The organism is Mycoplasma sp. P36-A1 (genome assembly GCF_049478495.1).
Lineage (GTDB): Bacteria > Bacillota_I > Bacilli_A > JAJDGJ01 > JAJDGJ01 > P36-A1.
Genome location: NZ_CP168083.1, coordinates 1,127,863 through 1,145,143, shown reverse-complemented (window position 1 = coordinate 1,145,143; position 17,281 = coordinate 1,127,863). Strand labels below are relative to the sequence as shown.

The window sequence follows — 17,281 nt, the reverse complement described above, 5'->3', positions numbered from 1 at the left end:
AATGAAAGATATAATTAAAGTAGAAGGAATGAGTTGTGCATCATGTAGTGCAACTTTAGAAAAAAAATTAAATCAAACAAAAGGAATCAACAGTGCTGTAGTTAATTTAAATAATAATAGTGCACTAGTTGATTATGATCAAAATATTTTAAAGATAGAAGATATTTATCAGATAGTAAATAACACAGGTTATCAAGCTGTTGTTAATAATTATAAAAAATTAGAATTTATCGTAAATAATATGACATGCTCAAGTTGTAGTGCAGCTATTAATAAAGAATTGAGTAATTTAGCTGGTGTAAATGATGTCAATGTTAATTTAGTAAGTAAAAAAGTGAGTGTTTTATACAATGAAGTATTAGTAACACCACAACAAATAAAAGATTCAGTAACTAAAATTGGTTATGAAATAGCATCATCAGATAGTGTTTATACTGCTAATATTCAAGGTATGACTTGTTCATCATGCGCAGCAGCAATAGAGAAAAATGTAGCTAAATTAACAGGAGTTAAAGAAGTTAATGTTAATTTAGCAACAGAAACAATGAATGTTATTTATAATGAAGAATTAGTTAAAAAAAGAGATATAAAAAATGCAGTTACAGCATTAGGATATACTGCTAATAATGTAACAGTAGAAGAAAAAGAAGACAACTCTAAAAAAGAACGTCAAACCTTAAAAAAGAAAGTTATTTTAGCACTAGGTGCAACAATAATATTAATGTTCTTTTCAATGGGACATATGTTTAATATAACATTACCAAATATAATTAATCCTGAACATAATGCTTTGAATTTTGCTCTATTACAATTATTTTTTACAATGATAGCTTTATATGCAGGTAGAAATTTTTATAAAGTTGGTTACAAAGCATTATTACACCATGTACCTAACATGGATAGTCTAGTTGCCCTTAGTACAAGTGTAGCTTTAGGTTATAGCTTATATGCTACCTATGAAATAGCAATAGGAAATCATGGATATGTACATCAATTATATTATGAATCAGCAGCTATGATTGTTGCCTTAATATTATTAGGTAAATATTTAGAAAGTCGTAGTAAAGTAGCAACTAATGATGCTTTAAAAAAATTAATAGATCTTAGTCCTAAAAAAGCTATTATTTTAAAAGATAATCAACCAATTGAAGTAGATGTAGATGATATAGAACTAGATGATATATTAATAATAAAACCTGGTATGTCAATTCCAGTAGATGGAATTGTTATAAAAGGTGAAGGAAGTATTGATGAATCAATGGTTAGTGGTGAAAGTATGCCTGTTGATAAATTACTAAACGATAAAGTATTATCAGGAACAATCAATCAAAATGGTTATTTAGAAGTAAAAGCAACTAAAACAGTTGAAAATTCAACACTAGCACAAATAATAAAACTTGTAGAAAATGCTCAATCAACAAAAGCACCAATTGCAAGATTAGCTGATAAAGTAAGTGGTGTATTTGTACCAATAGTAATTGTTTTGGCAATCGTATCAGGTTTAGGTTGGTACTTTTTAGGACACGAAACACTAAACTTCTCATTAACAGTAGTAACAGCAGTATTAATTATTGCTTGTCCTTGTGCACTTGGATTAGCAACACCAACAGCAATTATGGTTGGTACTGGAAAAGGAGCAAGTGAAGGTATATTAATTAAGAGTGGTGAAGCATTAGAACATACACATCAAGTTGATACAATAATTTTTGATAAGACAGGAACTATTACCAAAGGAATGCCACAAGTTGAAGAATTTATCTTTTTTACCAAGGAAAATCAAAAAGACATTTTAGATAAAGTATATACATTAGAAATGCAAAGTGAACATGTTTTAGCAAAAGCCATTTCTAAATATACAAATGATCAAAATGCTAAAGCACAAAACCTTGAAAATTTTGTAAATACGATTGGTAAAGGTGTCTTTGCTACAATAAATGGCAGCTTAGTAGAAATAGGTAATGAAAAACTAGTAGGTGATATAGAAGATACTAAAATTAAAGATACTTACAAAAAACTTGCAGATCAAGCAATGACTATAATGTATGTAAAGATTGATAATGAAATAGTAGCAATGATAGGTATAAAAGATCCTATAAAAGAGTCTTCTGCAAAAGCTATTGAAAAGCTAAAAGCAATGAATTTAGATATTTATATGATTACAGGTGATAATGAAGCAACAGCTAAAGCAATAGCTTCATCTGCCAATATAGATAATGTTATAGCATCAGTTTTACCAGAAGATAAAATAAATAAAGTAAAACAATTACAAAAAGAAGGTAAAATAGTAGCTATGGTAGGAGATGGTATTAACGATGCTCCAGCCTTAGTTCAAGCAGATGTTGGAATCGCTATAGGATCAGGTAGTGATGTAACTTTAGAATCTGGAGATATTATCCTAGTAAAAAATGATTTACTAGATGTAGTAAAAGCAATAAAACTATCAAAAAATACAATTAAAAATATCAAGCAAAATCTATTTTGGGCTTTTTGTTACAACATAATTTGTATTCCAATTGCAATGGGATTACTACACCTTTTTGGTGGACCATTACTTAATCCAATGCTAGCAGCTGGAGCAATGAGCTTTTCTTCAATTTCTGTATTACTTAACTCTTTAAGATTAAAAAGAATGAGTATTTAAACAAGTTATAGAAAAATATAAAATAATACCTTAATATTGTAATGCACCCCAAAAGTTAGACTTTTGAAGAAGCGAGTTTATTCGCTTCTTTTTTGATTTTCAAAATATTATTTTTTAAAAATAGACATCACTATTAGTATTATCACTCATAATTATAAAAAATTAAAATATCTACTAATGCTTTTATAAAAATTCAAAAAAAAATAAAAATTTTTTAGGTAAATATAATTTAAATGTAAAAGACAAGTGAGGTGATAATATGAAAAAGCTTACAATGCTAATACTCTTGTTATTTTATTTAATAACAGGCAGTAAAATTCAAGCATCAATTAAAACTACAGATGATGGTTTTAAAACAACAAATGGTTGGAGTATTAAAAGAATAGTTATAAATAACAAACTAGCCTTTTGTATACAACCAGGATTAAATGCAGGTACTAGTAGTTATTCAAGAAGAAACTTTGCTAGTAATTACAGTGGTATATCTAATGCTAAAAAAAGACGTATAGAAGTAATAGGATTAAGTGCTACAAAGCTATATAATGAAGCAAAGGCTAATAATAATTCAAATTATATACGAATATATTATGCTGCCCAAGAATTAATATGGGATGAAATAAGTAATAAACAGTATCGATTCACAATCAATCTTACATCACATCGAAATAATATAAATAATAGAGTAAATGAATTTAATAAAAACTTAGAATTTTCAAATAAAACTTATAATATTAGAGCAGGTAGTAATTTAGTCTTAAATGATTCAAACTTAAAAGACTGGGTTATAACTAATCTAAGTAATTTTCAAAATCAAAGTGGATTAAAAATTACTAAAACAAATAACAGTATTAGAATAGAAAATCCAATAAATAATAATAAAAATATCACAACTAATTTGAATTTAATGAAACATAATGAACTAGATAAAGACTATACTTTTGTTTATTTACATAATGTATTACAAGATTATGTTTTAGTAAATTATGAAAATGTATTAACAAATAATGTAACATTCACCACCCAGAAAGGACAAGGTAAAATTGCAGGTTACAAAATAAATGAAAGTGAAGAAAAATTAGAAAATGCTCACTTTGGTGTCTATTTAAACAATGCTTTAATTGATACTATGATCAGTAATAAAGAAGGCTATTTTGAATCAAAATTACTTGATCAAAATACATATATTATTAAAGAAATTAAAGCTCCAACTAATCATTATTTAGATACAACGGAATATACAGTTAATATAAAAATAAATGAAACAGTTTATATAAATGAGAATAAACCTATAGTAAATCAATTTTATAAAGGATTAATAAAAGTAGTTAAGTATGGACAAAAGCAATCAAAATATGGCTTTTTGAACGAAAAAAATGAATTTAACTTACAAAAAAGTCAATATAATAAACAGGAACAAGAAAAACTTGAACCTAAACCAGAACCATTAGCAAAAGTAAAATATGAAATATATCAAGATACAAAGCTAATTCAGACTTTGACTACTAATGAAGAAGGAATAGCAATATCACAAAAGTTAAGAACAGGTATTTATCAAGTAAAGGAAATAAAAACTTTAGAAAATTATCTTTTAGATGATACTGTTTATGAAGTTGAAGTCTTAAAAGATAAAATTGTTCAAATAAACAATGATAAGCCAATAGTAAATGTTTTAGAACAAGGGGGGTTTAAACTAATAAAAAAAGATGAACATAACACACTGCTTAATAATATTGAATTTAGTTTATTTAATAGTGAAGATATTTTAATTGCTAAATATTATACTGATAAAAATGGAGTCATTGAAGTTGATAATTTATTACTTGGAAAATATTATCTACAAGAGAGCAATCAAAATCCAATATACATAAGCAACAATAACAAATACCCAATAAATATTGAGAAACATCAACAAATAATAGCTCTAGAAGATATAATAAATTATTATCAAAAACATATATTAGTAATAAATAAATTAGACATAGAAACTGAAGTTGGTTTAGAAAATGCTGTTTTTAAAGTTATTGATAAGCATCAAAATGAACAAATACTAAAAAGTGATAAACAGGGTAAAATAATAATAGAAGCTTTGAAAAATGATTGTTTTAGTGTAAGTGAAATAACACCACCACCAAATTACTTACTTAATGAAAATAATACGCAAGAAGTCTGTCTTGAAAATGATAATAATATTAAATTTTTAAATAGTAAAATTACCGATGCAAATCTAATATTAAAAAAGGTAGATTTTGATAATAATAAGCCAATACCTAATACGCAGTTTACAATTATTGATAAAAAGAAAAAGGAATCAATTCATAATACAGATGAAAATGGGATGATTCAATTAAAGCTTGAACAAGAGTGCTTTGTAGTCAAAGAAACTAAAGCAGCAGTAGGATATTTTTTAGAAGAAAAAGAAGAAAAAATCTGTATTGAAAACAAACCTATTGAGAAAACTTATACTAACAAACAGTTGAAAATCCTAGAAACAGGGACTAAAACAAAGAAAGCGCTTTTTGGTTACGCTTTCATTTTAATAAGTCTTACTTATACACTTTTTAAACGAATATTTCGTTGCTTTTAAGATTTTATTTAATTTTTTTTGTGCTATACTAAGACAATAAATTGAAACAAAGGAGAGTTTTACTAAATGAAAAATTCTAAAATTATTGCAACAATGGGTCCAGCTACAAACACAAAGGAAAAAATAGCAGCACTTGTTGACAGTGGATTAAATGTTGTACGAATCAACTTCTCACATGCTACAGGAGAAACAGCTATACCGATTCTTAAAATGGTAAAAGAAATTAATGAAGAAAAGAAAAAATATGTAGCTTGGCTTGCAGATACTAAAGGCCCTGAAATTAGAACGCATATGATAAAAGATAATAAAGCAGTCTTAACTACTGGTGAAATAGTTGAGATATATATGCATGAAATTGAAGGAGATAATAAAAAGTTTTCAATTACATACTCAGACTTATATAAAGAAGTAGTACCAGGAGACAGAATTTTAATTGATGATGGTTTAATTGAATTAGAAGTAATGGCAACAGATGAAGAAAAAATTACTGTAAAAGTTTTAAACTCTGGAAATATTTCATCTAAAAAAGGTGTAAATGTTCCAAACAAATCTTTAGATATGGAATATATTTCAGAGAAAGATAAAGCAGATATTGAATTTGCTTGTAATAATGGTGCAAGTTTTATTGCAGCTAGTTTCACAAGAAAAAAAGAAGATGTATTACAAGTAAGAGCAATAACAGATGCATGTGGTAGAAAAGATATACAAATTATTTGTAAGATAGAAAACCAAGAGGGTGTTGATAATATTGATGATATTATCGATGCTGCAGATGGAATAATGGTAGCACGTGGAGATTTAGGAACAGAAATACCAATGGAAGATGTTCCAGTTGCACAACGTATGATTTGTGAAAAATGTAATAACAAAGGTAAAATTGTTGTTATAGCAACACAAATGTTAGATTCAATGGAAAGAAATCCAAGACCAACAAGAGCTGAGGTTGGAGATGTTGCTAGAGCAATTAGTGATGGAGCTGATGCTGTAATGCTTTCTGGAGAAACAGCAAAAGGAGAATATCCAGTTCAGGCAGTTCAAGCAATGGCAAAAATAGCTGAAAAAAGTGAAATAGCATTACTAGATCGTTCTCGATTTGTTGAAAATAGTATTGGAGATATTGAAGTTAATCCATATGATGGAATTGGAATTAGTGCTGTAGAATTAGCTGCCAAAATTGGTGCAAAAGGGATTTTTACATTTACAGATTCAGGTTCAACAGCAAGACAAATATCTAAATACAGACCAATTTGTCCAATCTATGCATTATCACATCATGATCAAACATTATATAATTTAGCACTTAATTGGGGAGTATATGGTGTTGCTAAAGGTGCATACACAAGTTTAGAATCAAAATATGGAATTGTAAATGAAAAAGCTAAAAGTGTTGGGTTACAAATTGGTGATTATGTTATAATCACAGGTGGTCATCCAGATGGAACTCCAATTACAAATTTCTTAAAAATAATGCAAATAAATTAATATTTTGTGAATATTACTTGCAATAATTAATTTATGGTGCTAGAATAGAGAAAATCACAAATGCAATGAACAAGACAAGATTGTTAAGGCACTCAAACAGCGAGTTTGGAAATGGTGTAAGCCAAGCATTGAACCAGTTAACAATTACTACTTGCAAGCAGCCCTTGAAAAAGTGAGCCGGAAACTTTTACGTTACAAAAGATAGAGGTTAGATTAATTCTAACAAACTAAGGTGGTACCACGAACGTTTCGTCCTTTATGGATGAAGCGTTTTTTTTATTAAAATAGAAAGTTGAAAGGAAGATTAAAATGATTAAAATTGAATTCTTAGATGGTATGGTAAAGGAATATGAACAAGGAATTACATTAGATAAAATTGCATCAGAAATATCTAAATCACTTAGAAAAAAAGTAATAGCAGGAGAAGTTAATGGGAAAATGGTTGATTTATTAACTCCGATAAATGAAGATGCTAAAATAAAATTAATTGAAATTACAGATCCAGAAGCATTTGAAATATTAAATCATTCTGCAGCACATTTAATGGCACATGCAATTAAAAGATTATATCCAGATGCACAATTTGGAGTAGGACCTGCAATAGAAAATGGTTTCTATTATGATTTTGTATCAGAAGCACATATTAATGATGAAGATTTGAAAAAAATTGAAAAAGAGATGCAAAAGATAGTTTCAGCAGCAATTCAAATAGAAAGAAAAGAAGTAAGTAAAGAAGAAGCTTTAGAATTATTTAGTAATGATAGTTATAAAAAACAAATAATTGAAGATATTTGTGAATATCCAATATCAGTTTATACTCAAGGAGATTGGGCTGATGTATGTAGAGGACCTCATGTAGACAATACTAAAGTATTAAAAAGCTTTAAATTATTATCAATTGCTGGAGCATATTGGAAAGGTGATTCAGATAATGAAATGATGCAAAGAATTTATGGTATTGCTATGAGTTCAAAAGAAGAATTAGAAGAACACTTAAACATGTTAGAAGAAGCTAAAAAAAGAGATCACCGTAAATTAGGTAAAGAGTTAGATTTATTCATGATTAGTGAATATGGACCAGGATTTCCATTCTGGTTACCTGCAGGTATGACATTAAGAGAAAATCTTTTAAATTACTGGATGAGTGTTCATAAAAGAGAAAACTACACTTTTATTAATACACCAATAATGTTAAATAAAGAATTATGGGAAGTATCAGGACACTGGTTTAACTATAGAGAAAACATGTATACTTCTGAAATAGATAAACATGAATTTGCTATTAAACCAATGAACTGTCCAGGAGCTATGTTAGTTTATGATTACCAAATTCATTCATATAAAGAATTCCCAATGAGAGTTGGAGAATTAGGATTAGTACATAGACATGAAGCAAGTGGAGCATTACATGGTCTATTTAGAGTTAGAGCATTTACTCAAGATGATGCTCATATCTTTATGACTCCAGATCAAATTGAAAGTGAAATTGTAAGCTTAATTGATTTATATGCAGAAATCTATAACACATTTGGATTAAGTTTCCATATTGAAATTTCTACTAGACCAGAAAATGCCATTGGTTCAGAAGAAATATGGGAAAAATCAGAAGCAGCTTTAATGAAGGCAGTAAAAGCAGCTGGATATGATTATATAATTAATGAAGGTGATGGAGCATTCTATGGTCCAAAAATCGACTTTAAATTAAGAGATTCAATTGGTCGAGTATGGCAATGTGGTACAATCCAATTAGATCAAAACTTACCAGAAAGATTTAATTTATCTTATATTGATAAAGATGGTAGTAAACAAAGACCAGTAATGTTACACAGAGCATTATTAGGTTCAATAGAAAGATTTATTGGAATATTAATTGAACACTATGCTGGAGCTTTCCCAACTTGGTTAGCACCAGAACAAATTAAAATCATTCCAGTTAATGAAGTACATGAAGAGTATGCTGCAAAATTAAATGCTCAATTCAAAGGTTTAGATTTAAGATCAAGTATTGATTTAAGAGATGAAAAACTAGGTTATTTAATAAGAGATGCTCAAGTTAAAAAGATTCCATATCAATTAGTAATTGGAGATAAAGAAGTAGAAAGTAACTCAGTAACTTATCGTAAATATGGAAGTGAAGATCAAGTTAATGTATCAATAGAACAATTTATTGAAATGATTCAAGCAGAAATAGCAAGTAAAGGTAATCAATAGTATGAATAAAGTAGCAATATTGACATCAGGTGGCGATGCACCGGGAATGAACGCCGCAATTAGAGCTTTTGTCAGAACTGCTTTACACCATGGTATGGAAGTCTATGGAATCCGCGATGGATTTCATGGGCTTTACCATGATGATATTTTTGCAATGGATCGTTCTAGTGTTTCTGATACCTTAAATCGTGGAGGAACAATTTTAGGTACAGCAAGATTTTTAGAAATGTTAGAACCAGAAGTTCAAGTTGAGATTGCTAACAAGCTTAAAAAAATGGGAATTGAAGGATTAGTAGTGATTGGTGGAGATGGTTCTTATAGGGGGGCCTTAGCTTTAGCAAGACATGGAATTAAAGTTATAGGAGTCCCAGGAACTATTGATAATGATATACCATCAACAAAACTAACAATAGGCTATGATACAGCAGTAAATACAGTAGTAGAAGCAATAGATAAATTAAGAGATACATCAACTTCACATAGAAGATGTTCAATAGTAGAAGTAATGGGCCGAAACTGTGGCGATATTGCTTTAAAAGCGGGTATATCAACAGGAGCTGAAGCCATTATAACTTCAGATTTTGAGTATTCTTTTGAACAGTTAGTGAATCTAGCAAAAGAAGCATTTGCTTCAGGAAAACAGCACTTTTTAATAGTAATAACTGAAAATATTACTAATGTTTTAGAACTTGCAAAGGCAATAGAAAAATGCACAAAATTTAACAGTCGAGCAACAATATTAGGTTACATTCAAAGAGGGGGTACACCTAGTGCTATAGACCGTTATATCGCATCATTGTTTGGGGCAAAAGCTGCAGATTATTTAGTAGCGGGAAAATCAAAAATATGTTTAGGAACAGATGGTTTTAAAATATATGCAACACCAATAGAAGAAGCCTTAAAACTAGACAGAGAAATAGATTATGAAACATATAAAATAGCTGAAATAATAAAATAAAATAAAAACACCATTTTTGAAATGGTGTTTTCGTGTGCCTATTAATATTTGTTTGATAACTCATATTCATATGATTCATTCTTTTTATATAATGCAATCGCAATAGGTAATACATCATAAGAATAGGGTGTATCAATATAATCAGAAACAGAAAGAAATAAACGACAAGTATGATCAGCATTTCTTTCAATCATTTTTATATGATCAATAAAAACGGTAATTGATGATCCATCTTCATAATTTAACACCAAACGATGATCTTCATAAAGTTTATCTAAAGTTGCTTCTATCATCATATTAATGTTATCTAATTGAAGATACAATTGTTTTTCAAATTTCTTTTCTTCTCTTCTTTGAATTAATCTATTTAACATTTCACTTCACCAACCTTTTAGACTAAAAATAATATAACATACATCAACTAAAAAGTATATTGTAGACAAAAACAAAAAAATAAAAACATTTAAAAAGTATAGGTTATTAAGTCATAAATAATTCACAAATAAATAAAACGTATATCTATATATAATATAGTAGTTATTTAAGCACACCAATTAAAAACAAAAGTTAACATTTTCATTTTAAAATAACAAAGAGCATGAGATAATAATTGTAAAGAAGATAATAATTAAGGAGGTATACATAATGAGTGTATATACTAAAACAGGAGATAAAAAAACTACTGGTGTAATTGGTGGTCGTATATCAAAAGGAAGCGAAAGATTAGAATCATATGGGACAACAGATGAAGCATCTGCACATATAGGAAAACTATATGGTTTAATTAAAGAAGAAGAATTGATTAAACAATTAGAAGATATCATGACATTATTTTTCTATATTGGATCAGATTTAGCAAATCCAACTGAAACAATTCCATTTTCAATTACTGAAGAAGATGCAACTAGAATAGAATCATATATTGATGGCTTAGAAAAACAATTAGAGCCATTAAAAACTTTTACTTATCCTACAGGTTCACAAAGATCTTGTGAAGCAGGAGTAATAAGAACAATTACAAGAAGATCTGAAAGAAGAATAGTAACACTAGTAGAAAATTTAAATGAAGATGAAAAATTTAATTCTAACATATTACCACTTATAAATAGAATGAGTGATTATTTCTATGTTTTATCTAGATATTTAAATAAACTAGACAATGTTGTTGATCATCCAATGATTTTTGAAAGAAATAATAAGTAATTACAAATAAAAGAAACTAAACACAACAAACAACATAGATATTTCTAATAATTATATTAATACTCAAATATAATGAATGTGAAATTATTGTTAAAATTAGAGAAAAGTATTTATTATTTATAAATTAAATATTAACACAAGAGAAGTGTTAAATATACACAAGTATAATGTTAACGCGCATTATACTTTTTTAGTGTATATTTAATAAAATTATGTTTTTCTTGTGATATAATACGTATGTAAATATAAAAGGAGATGAATTATTCATGGAGAAAAAATTACCAAAAGAAGCCTATGGAGGCGTTGCCGGTAAAGATTATGTTCCTTACATCAGCGAAGGAAACCAAACTGGTGGAAACACAATCGTCCTAATTATCGGTATTTTACTTGCTGCATTGTTTGCCGCGTCAACAGCATATTCAGGTATGAAAGCTGGGTTAACAGTAGCTGCAGGTATTCCTGGATCTATTCTAGGAGCTGCCCTTGTAACAGCATTAGCTAAAAACAAAGGTATTTTAGGAACTAACTTAGTTCAAGGGATGTCATCTGGTGGAGAATCAGTTGCATCAGGAATTATCTTTGTTTTACCAGCTGTATTATTAGTTGGTGGGCAAATCAGCTTTATTGAAGGTGTTCTAGTAGGATTTGGTGGAGTACTATTCGGTATCGGAGTTGCATCATTAGTTTACAACTACTTAATTATTGAAGAACATGGTAAATTAATGTATCCAGAATCAATGGCCATTTCAGAAACACTTGTAGCATCAGATACAGGTGGAGAATCATTGAAATATATGGGAATTGGATTTGGTATTGGTGGAATTATTACTTTAGTTACAGGATCTGTTTTAGGTTTATGTAATAATGTAATGAGCTGGGTAGGTTCAGAAGCTTACAAATGGAAATTCGACCTTGAAGTTAACCCATTACTATTAGGTATTGGATTTATCGTAGGTATGGAAGTTTCATTAACAATGTTTGCTGGATCAATCTTAGCAAACTTTGCAGTTAATCCATTAATTGGTTACTTCTCTCAAATGGCTGATGCATCAGCTATTACATGGAATACAATTGGTTCAGATGCACCTATGTTAGTAAAAGATATGGGAGCTGCAGACATTGCAGGTTCATATACTAAATATATTGGTGCTGGTATGATGTTATTTGGTGGTATTATTGGAGCATTAAAATTAATCCCAACAATTATAACTTCATTAAAAGAAACAATGAAAGGTTCTAAAGGAGAAGGAGCTGAAAAAGGTTCTAACTTAGGAATAATCATTTTAGTTGTTGGTGCAGTAGTTGCTTTAATTGCTGGATTTGTAATTTCAAGTATGAACGTTGGAATGGCTATCTTAATTACATTAGTTTCATTAGTATTAATGTTCTTATTCGTAATCGTTGCAGGTAGATTAACAGGTACTATCGGTACTTCTAACTTACCAGTTTCAGGTATGACAATTGCATCACTAGTTATTGTAACTTTACTATTCTTAATCTCAGGATGGACTAGTCCAGAAAACAACCACTCTTTATTAATGTTTGGTACATTAATAGTAACAGCTATAGCAATGGCTGGTGGGTTCTCTCAATCACAAAAAGTTACATATGTAATTGGTGGTAACAAAAATGAAATGACAAGATACTTTACAATTGCTGGTTTAGTAGGAGTTGTAATCGTAGTTGGAATTATCGTTTTATTAAAAGATCAATTAGTAGATCCAAATCAATTCGCATTACCACAAGCTAACTTAATGGGAACATTAACAAAAGGTATTATTCAAGGTGACTTACCATGGGGTATGATCATTGCTGGTATCTTTATGGCAGTAGTATTATGGATGTTAGATTTACCAATTATGACTGTTGCAATCGGATTCTATTTACCAATCGCAACAACTTCAATCATTCTTGCTGGTGCTTTAATTAAACTATTCGTTGAATTAAAAACTAAAAAAGATGAAGCAGAAAGAGACGCTAGACTTGCAAATGGTGTATCATTATCATCTGGACTTGTTGCTGGTGGATCAATCATTGGTTTAATCGGTATTATTTTACAAGTATCAGGTATAATTACAGCTGGAACTCCAGCAGGATTTGCAGCTGGTAATGGAATGGCAATAATATTATTTGTAATAGCTGTTGTTTTAGTAACATTACCAATAGCATTTGGAAAACTTAAAAAGGACTAATATATGAAAAAAAAGCAAACCATAATTAAAACAAATGAAGATGTCTTAAAAGTTGTATATCAACATAAAGATGGACTTGAATATGAAGTTGATGAAAATGGCATTGTAACAATTTTAATTAAACAAGATCATAGAATTCAAAAAATACTTAGAAAAATAAAAGTAAAAATACCTGAATATTCAAGAATGTCCTTAGATAAACATGCTAGTACAGTTTTTCAATTAATCGATGGTAACAGAACCGTTGATGACATTGCTAAAGTGTTAAAAGATCAATATGGTTTTAAAGATGAAGGTTTGTATGAAAATTTATTATTATTCCTAAACCATATTGAAGCAAACTTTAAGTATATTCATAAAGTTAATTAAACCTTTTATTAGTAAATACTAATAAATACAATAAAAACCTAGACTATAAATTATAGCCTAGGTTTTTTTTTGAATAAATTATCAAAAAGTAAAAAGGCTTTATTTTTGCATACCTAATACATTAAGCATATAATAAATAAGGAAATTTAAAATAAAGGAAGATTTAATATGAACACTACATTAATATTTGCGATAATTGCAATAACATTAGCATTAGTATTTTATACAACAGCCGTATTTGCAGAAAGAAAGAAAAAGACACTAACATTCAAACATTTGATACTGTTTGCATTAGGTTTAGTATTTGATACTATTGGAACTACTTTAATGAGTACAATAGCTTCAGCAACAACAACTAATTCATTACACATGATTACAGGAACAATAGCTATTGTTCTGATGGCAATTCATTTAGTTTGGGCAATAGTAGTTTACTATAAAGGTAATGAAAACATGAAAGCAAACTTTCATAAATTCAGCTTATTAGTATGGATTATTTGGCTAATTCCATATGGAATTGGCATGGTTATGGGAATGTCTAGATAAAAAATGACAACTGTTTAAACAATTACATCTTTAATTTTAATGTTTTTATAGTAATCTTTTGCAATAAATATAAATTATTTTAAGACATAATCATAATAGAATTACATTTATACAATAAAAACAATAACATCATTGTAAAAATTATAAACTTATGATAATATAATAAATATATTAAAAGCAAAGAATAGAAGGAGTAAATTAATTAATCATTAAAGAGAGTAATCGTTTGGTGTAAGATTACATGATATTAATTGAAGGTAGTCTAGGAGCTAGAAATGTGAAATAGTAGTAACATTATCTCGTTTAATCTCGTTATCGATTTCTAAGTGCATAAATATTTTTAATATTTATGAATTAAGGTGGTACCGCGTATATAACGTCCTTATTATAGGGCGTTTTTTTTATTTTGAAAGGAGCATAAACATGAGAAAAATTAATGATAAATATAATCATCTTCAAGTTGAAGAGCACAAAAATCAAAATTGGATAGATAAAAAATATTTTTCAACAAATGATTTAAGCAAGGAGCCATTTACTATTGTAATTCCTCCACCAAATGTAACTGGAAAATTACACTTAGGACATGCATGGGATACAACACTACAAGATGTCTTAATAAGATATAAGAAAATGAAAGGCTTTGATACTGTTTGGGTATCTGGAATGGATCATGCTGGAATATCAACACAAGCAAAAGTAGATCAAAGACTAAGACAACAAGGAACTTCTTTTAGAGAATTAGGTCGTGAAAAATTCTTAGAAAAAGCATGGGAATGGAAAGATGAATATGCTGCAACAATAAAAGAGCAATGGGGTAAGTTAGGATTAGGTCTAGATTATCAAAGAGAAAGATTTACATTAGATTCTGGACTAAATGATGCTGTAACTAAAGTATTTGTAGATTTATATAATAAAGGCTATATTTATCGTGGCAAAAGAATCATTAACTGGGATCCTGCAGCTCAAACAGCCTTATCTAACATTGAGGTTATTCATGAAGATGTAGCAGGATTTGAACATTACTTTAAATATGAATTTAGTGATGGTAGTGGTAAGTTTTTAGAAGTAATGACTACAAGACCAGAAACAATCTTTGGAGATGGTGCTATTGCAGTACACCCAAAAGATGAAAGATACACAAACTATATTGGTAAAGAAGTATATACACCAGTTTCACATATAGCAATACCAATAATTACTGATGAATATGTTGATATGGAAGTAGGTAGTGGTTGTGTTAAGATTACCCCAGCCCATGATCCAAATGACTTTGAAGTAGGAAAAAGACATGATGTACCAATAAAAATTATTTTAAATGATGATGCAAGTATGGCAAGCAATGAATGGGTTCCTAAAAAGTTTCAAGGATTAGATCGATTTGAATGTCGTAAACAATTTATTGAAGCATCAAAAGAAGAAGGTACATTTATCAAAATGGATTCAATTATTCACAGTGTAGGACATTCTGAAAGATCAGGAGCAGTTGTTGAACCACTTTTATCATTGCAGTGGTTTGTTGCCATGGATAAATTATCACAAGCTGCAACAGATTATCAAAGTACATCTGATAAAATTAACTTTGTACCAGAACGTTTTGAAAAAACCTTCCTTCAATGGATGGAAAAAGTAGAGGATTGGACAATTTCTCGTCAATTATGGTGGGGACATAGAATACCTGCTTGGTACCACAATGAAACCAAAGAAGTTTATGTTGGAATCAACCCACCTCAAGATATAGAAAACTATTCACAAGATGAAGATGTCTTAGATACATGGTTTTCATCAGGACTTTGGCCATTTTCAACACTAGGTTGGCCAGAAAAAACACCAGATCTTGATAGATATTTTCCAACAAGTGTTTTAGTAACAGGTTATGATATTATCTTTTTCTGGGTATCAAGAATGATTTTCATGTCACATGAATTTCTTGATGATAAACCATTTGAAGATGTATTAATACATGGACTAGTAAGAGATTCAGAAGGTAGAAAAATGTCAAAATCATTAGGTAATGGTGTTGATCCAATGGACGTAATAGATAAATATGGTGCCGATTCACTTAGATTTTTCTTAACAACTAATTCATCACCAGGACAAGATTTAAGATATACAGAAGAAAAAGTTGAAGCAACAAAAAACTTCATAAATAAATTATGGAATGCAGCAAGATTTGTAATGATGAACATTGAAGATACAACAACAGATGTATTTGCAATAAGTGATTTATTACCAGCTGATAAATGGATCTTAAAAAGATTAAATGAAACAATTCAAGAAGTAACATTAAACATGGAAAAATATGAATTTACAATAGTAGGTAGCTCACTTTATAGTTTCATCTGGGACGATTATTGTTCATGGTATATTGAAATGTCTAAAGCAACAATGGAATTAGAAACAACAAAATCAGTACATAAATATGTACTAGAAGCAATTTTAAAAATGTTAAATCCATTTATGCCATTTGTAACAGAAGAAATATATACTGCATTAACAGGCGAAGAAACAATAGTAACAACAAATTATCCAGAAGAAAATAATGATTATAACTTTGATACTACAAGTGCTCAAGATGCAATGGAATTAATTACAATGTTTAGAGAAATTAGAAAAGAGTATGAAATAAAAAGAGCTATTAAGATTAACTATGAAATTGATAAAGACTTATCACAAGCTAATGAATACATTGAAAAAATGATAAACTTTACTAAAGGAATAAGTGATCAAGCTTCAAGAATAGAAACATATATTACAAAAGATGGAACAACAGTAGCAGTAGATTTAAGCATGGTAGAAGAAAAATCTAATGAAGAAGTAATAGCAGAATATCAAGTAGAACTTGAGCAACTAACAAAAGAAATATCAAGAGCAAAAGGAATGCTAAGCAATGAAAAATTCATTTCAAAAGCACCAGCTGCAAAAGTTGCTGAAGAAAAAGACAAGCTTGCTACTTATCAAGCTAAGTATGATAGTATTCAAGCAATTGTAGATCAACTTAAATAACTAAATAGATAGTTTACAAAGTAGTGAAATTTTGCTATAATGATAAAATAAAATACCAAGATGAAAGATAAGTAATTATCATATAGTTTTAT

At 28.8% G+C, this 17,281-nt stretch carries 11 protein-coding genes and 2 other annotated features (1 of these 13 cut by a window edge); of the genes, 10 read left to right on the top strand and 1 reads right to left on the bottom strand.

Translation table 4 applies throughout. The annotated features are described in order from the left end of the window. Position 1: 1 nt before the first annotated feature. The 5 genes from ACD762_RS05445 (at position 2) to pfkA (ending at position 9,876) form a co-directional block, all read left to right on the top strand. A complete protein-coding gene (locus ACD762_RS05445) occupies positions 2 to 2,641 on the top strand; it encodes a heavy metal translocating P-type ATPase (RefSeq protein WP_423362978.1) in 2,640 nt (879 codons plus the stop codon). A 259-nt stretch (positions 2,642 to 2,900) separates the two neighbouring features. Beyond that, positions 2,901 to 5,225 (top strand): MSCRAMM family protein, encoded by a 2,325-nt coding sequence (locus ACD762_RS05440; RefSeq protein WP_423362977.1) that lies wholly within the window; start codon positions 2,901 to 2,903, stop codon positions 5,223 to 5,225. 66 nt (positions 5,226 to 5,291) lie between these two features. After that, the gene (pyk, locus tag ACD762_RS05435; protein WP_423362976.1) at positions 5,292 to 6,707 is read left to right on the top strand and encodes a pyruvate kinase; all 1,416 of its coding nucleotides are present in this window, start codon (positions 5,292 to 5,294) and stop codon (positions 6,705 to 6,707) included. 309 nt (positions 6,708 to 7,016) lie between these two features. Further along, the gene (thrS, locus tag ACD762_RS05430; protein WP_423362975.1) at positions 7,017 to 8,918 is read left to right on the top strand and encodes a threonine--tRNA ligase; all 1,902 of its coding nucleotides are present in this window, start codon (positions 7,017 to 7,019) and stop codon (positions 8,916 to 8,918) included. Between the two features lies 1 nt (position 8,919). After that, positions 8,920 to 9,876 (top strand): 6-phosphofructokinase, encoded by a 957-nt coding sequence (pfkA, locus tag ACD762_RS05425; protein WP_423362974.1) that lies wholly within the window; start codon positions 8,920 to 8,922, stop codon positions 9,874 to 9,876. A 41-nt stretch (positions 9,877 to 9,917) separates the two neighbouring features. Here the strand turns inward: pfkA and ACD762_RS05420 are convergent, their stop codons facing one another. Beyond that, positions 9,918 to 10,250, bottom strand: a complete 333-nt coding sequence (locus ACD762_RS05420) for a hypothetical protein (protein ID WP_423362973.1) — start codon at positions 10,248 to 10,250, stop codon at positions 9,918 to 9,920. A 271-nt stretch (positions 10,251 to 10,521) separates the two neighbouring features. Here ACD762_RS05420 and ACD762_RS05415 point away from each other — a divergent pair, with 271 nt between their 5' ends. From ACD762_RS05415 to ACD762_RS05395, 5 genes are all read left to right on the top strand, one after another. After that, entirely contained in the window at positions 10,522 to 11,079 is a 558-nt protein-coding gene (locus ACD762_RS05415; RefSeq protein ID WP_423362972.1) for a cob(I)yrinic acid a,c-diamide adenosyltransferase, read from the top strand. Between the two features lie 266 nt (positions 11,080 to 11,345). Beyond that, positions 11,346 to 13,271, top strand: coding sequence for an OPT/YSL family transporter (locus ACD762_RS05410; protein WP_423362971.1), 1,926 nt, complete (start codon positions 11,346 to 11,348; stop codon positions 13,269 to 13,271). Positions 13,272 to 13,274: 3 nt separating this feature from the next. After that, a complete protein-coding gene (locus ACD762_RS05405; protein ID WP_423362970.1) occupies positions 13,275 to 13,640 on the top strand; it encodes a PqqD family peptide modification chaperone in 366 nt (121 codons plus the stop codon). Positions 13,641 to 13,808: 168 nt separating this feature from the next. Continuing rightward, positions 13,809 to 14,186 carry an HsmA family protein gene (locus ACD762_RS05400; RefSeq protein ID WP_423362969.1) on the top strand — a complete coding sequence of 126 codons (378 nt, stop codon included), beginning with the start codon at positions 13,809 to 13,811 and terminating at the stop codon, positions 14,184 to 14,186. Between the two features lie 171 nt (positions 14,187 to 14,357). Further along, positions 14,358 to 14,573, top strand: a binding site (T-box leader). Positions 14,574 to 14,609: 36 nt separating this feature from the next. Further along, entirely contained in the window at positions 14,610 to 17,189 is a 2,580-nt protein-coding gene (locus ACD762_RS05395) for a valine--tRNA ligase (RefSeq protein WP_423362968.1), read from the top strand. 48 nt (positions 17,190 to 17,237) lie between these two features. Continuing rightward, positions 17,238 to 17,281 (top strand) — a binding site (T-box leader); it runs 156 nt beyond the window's last position.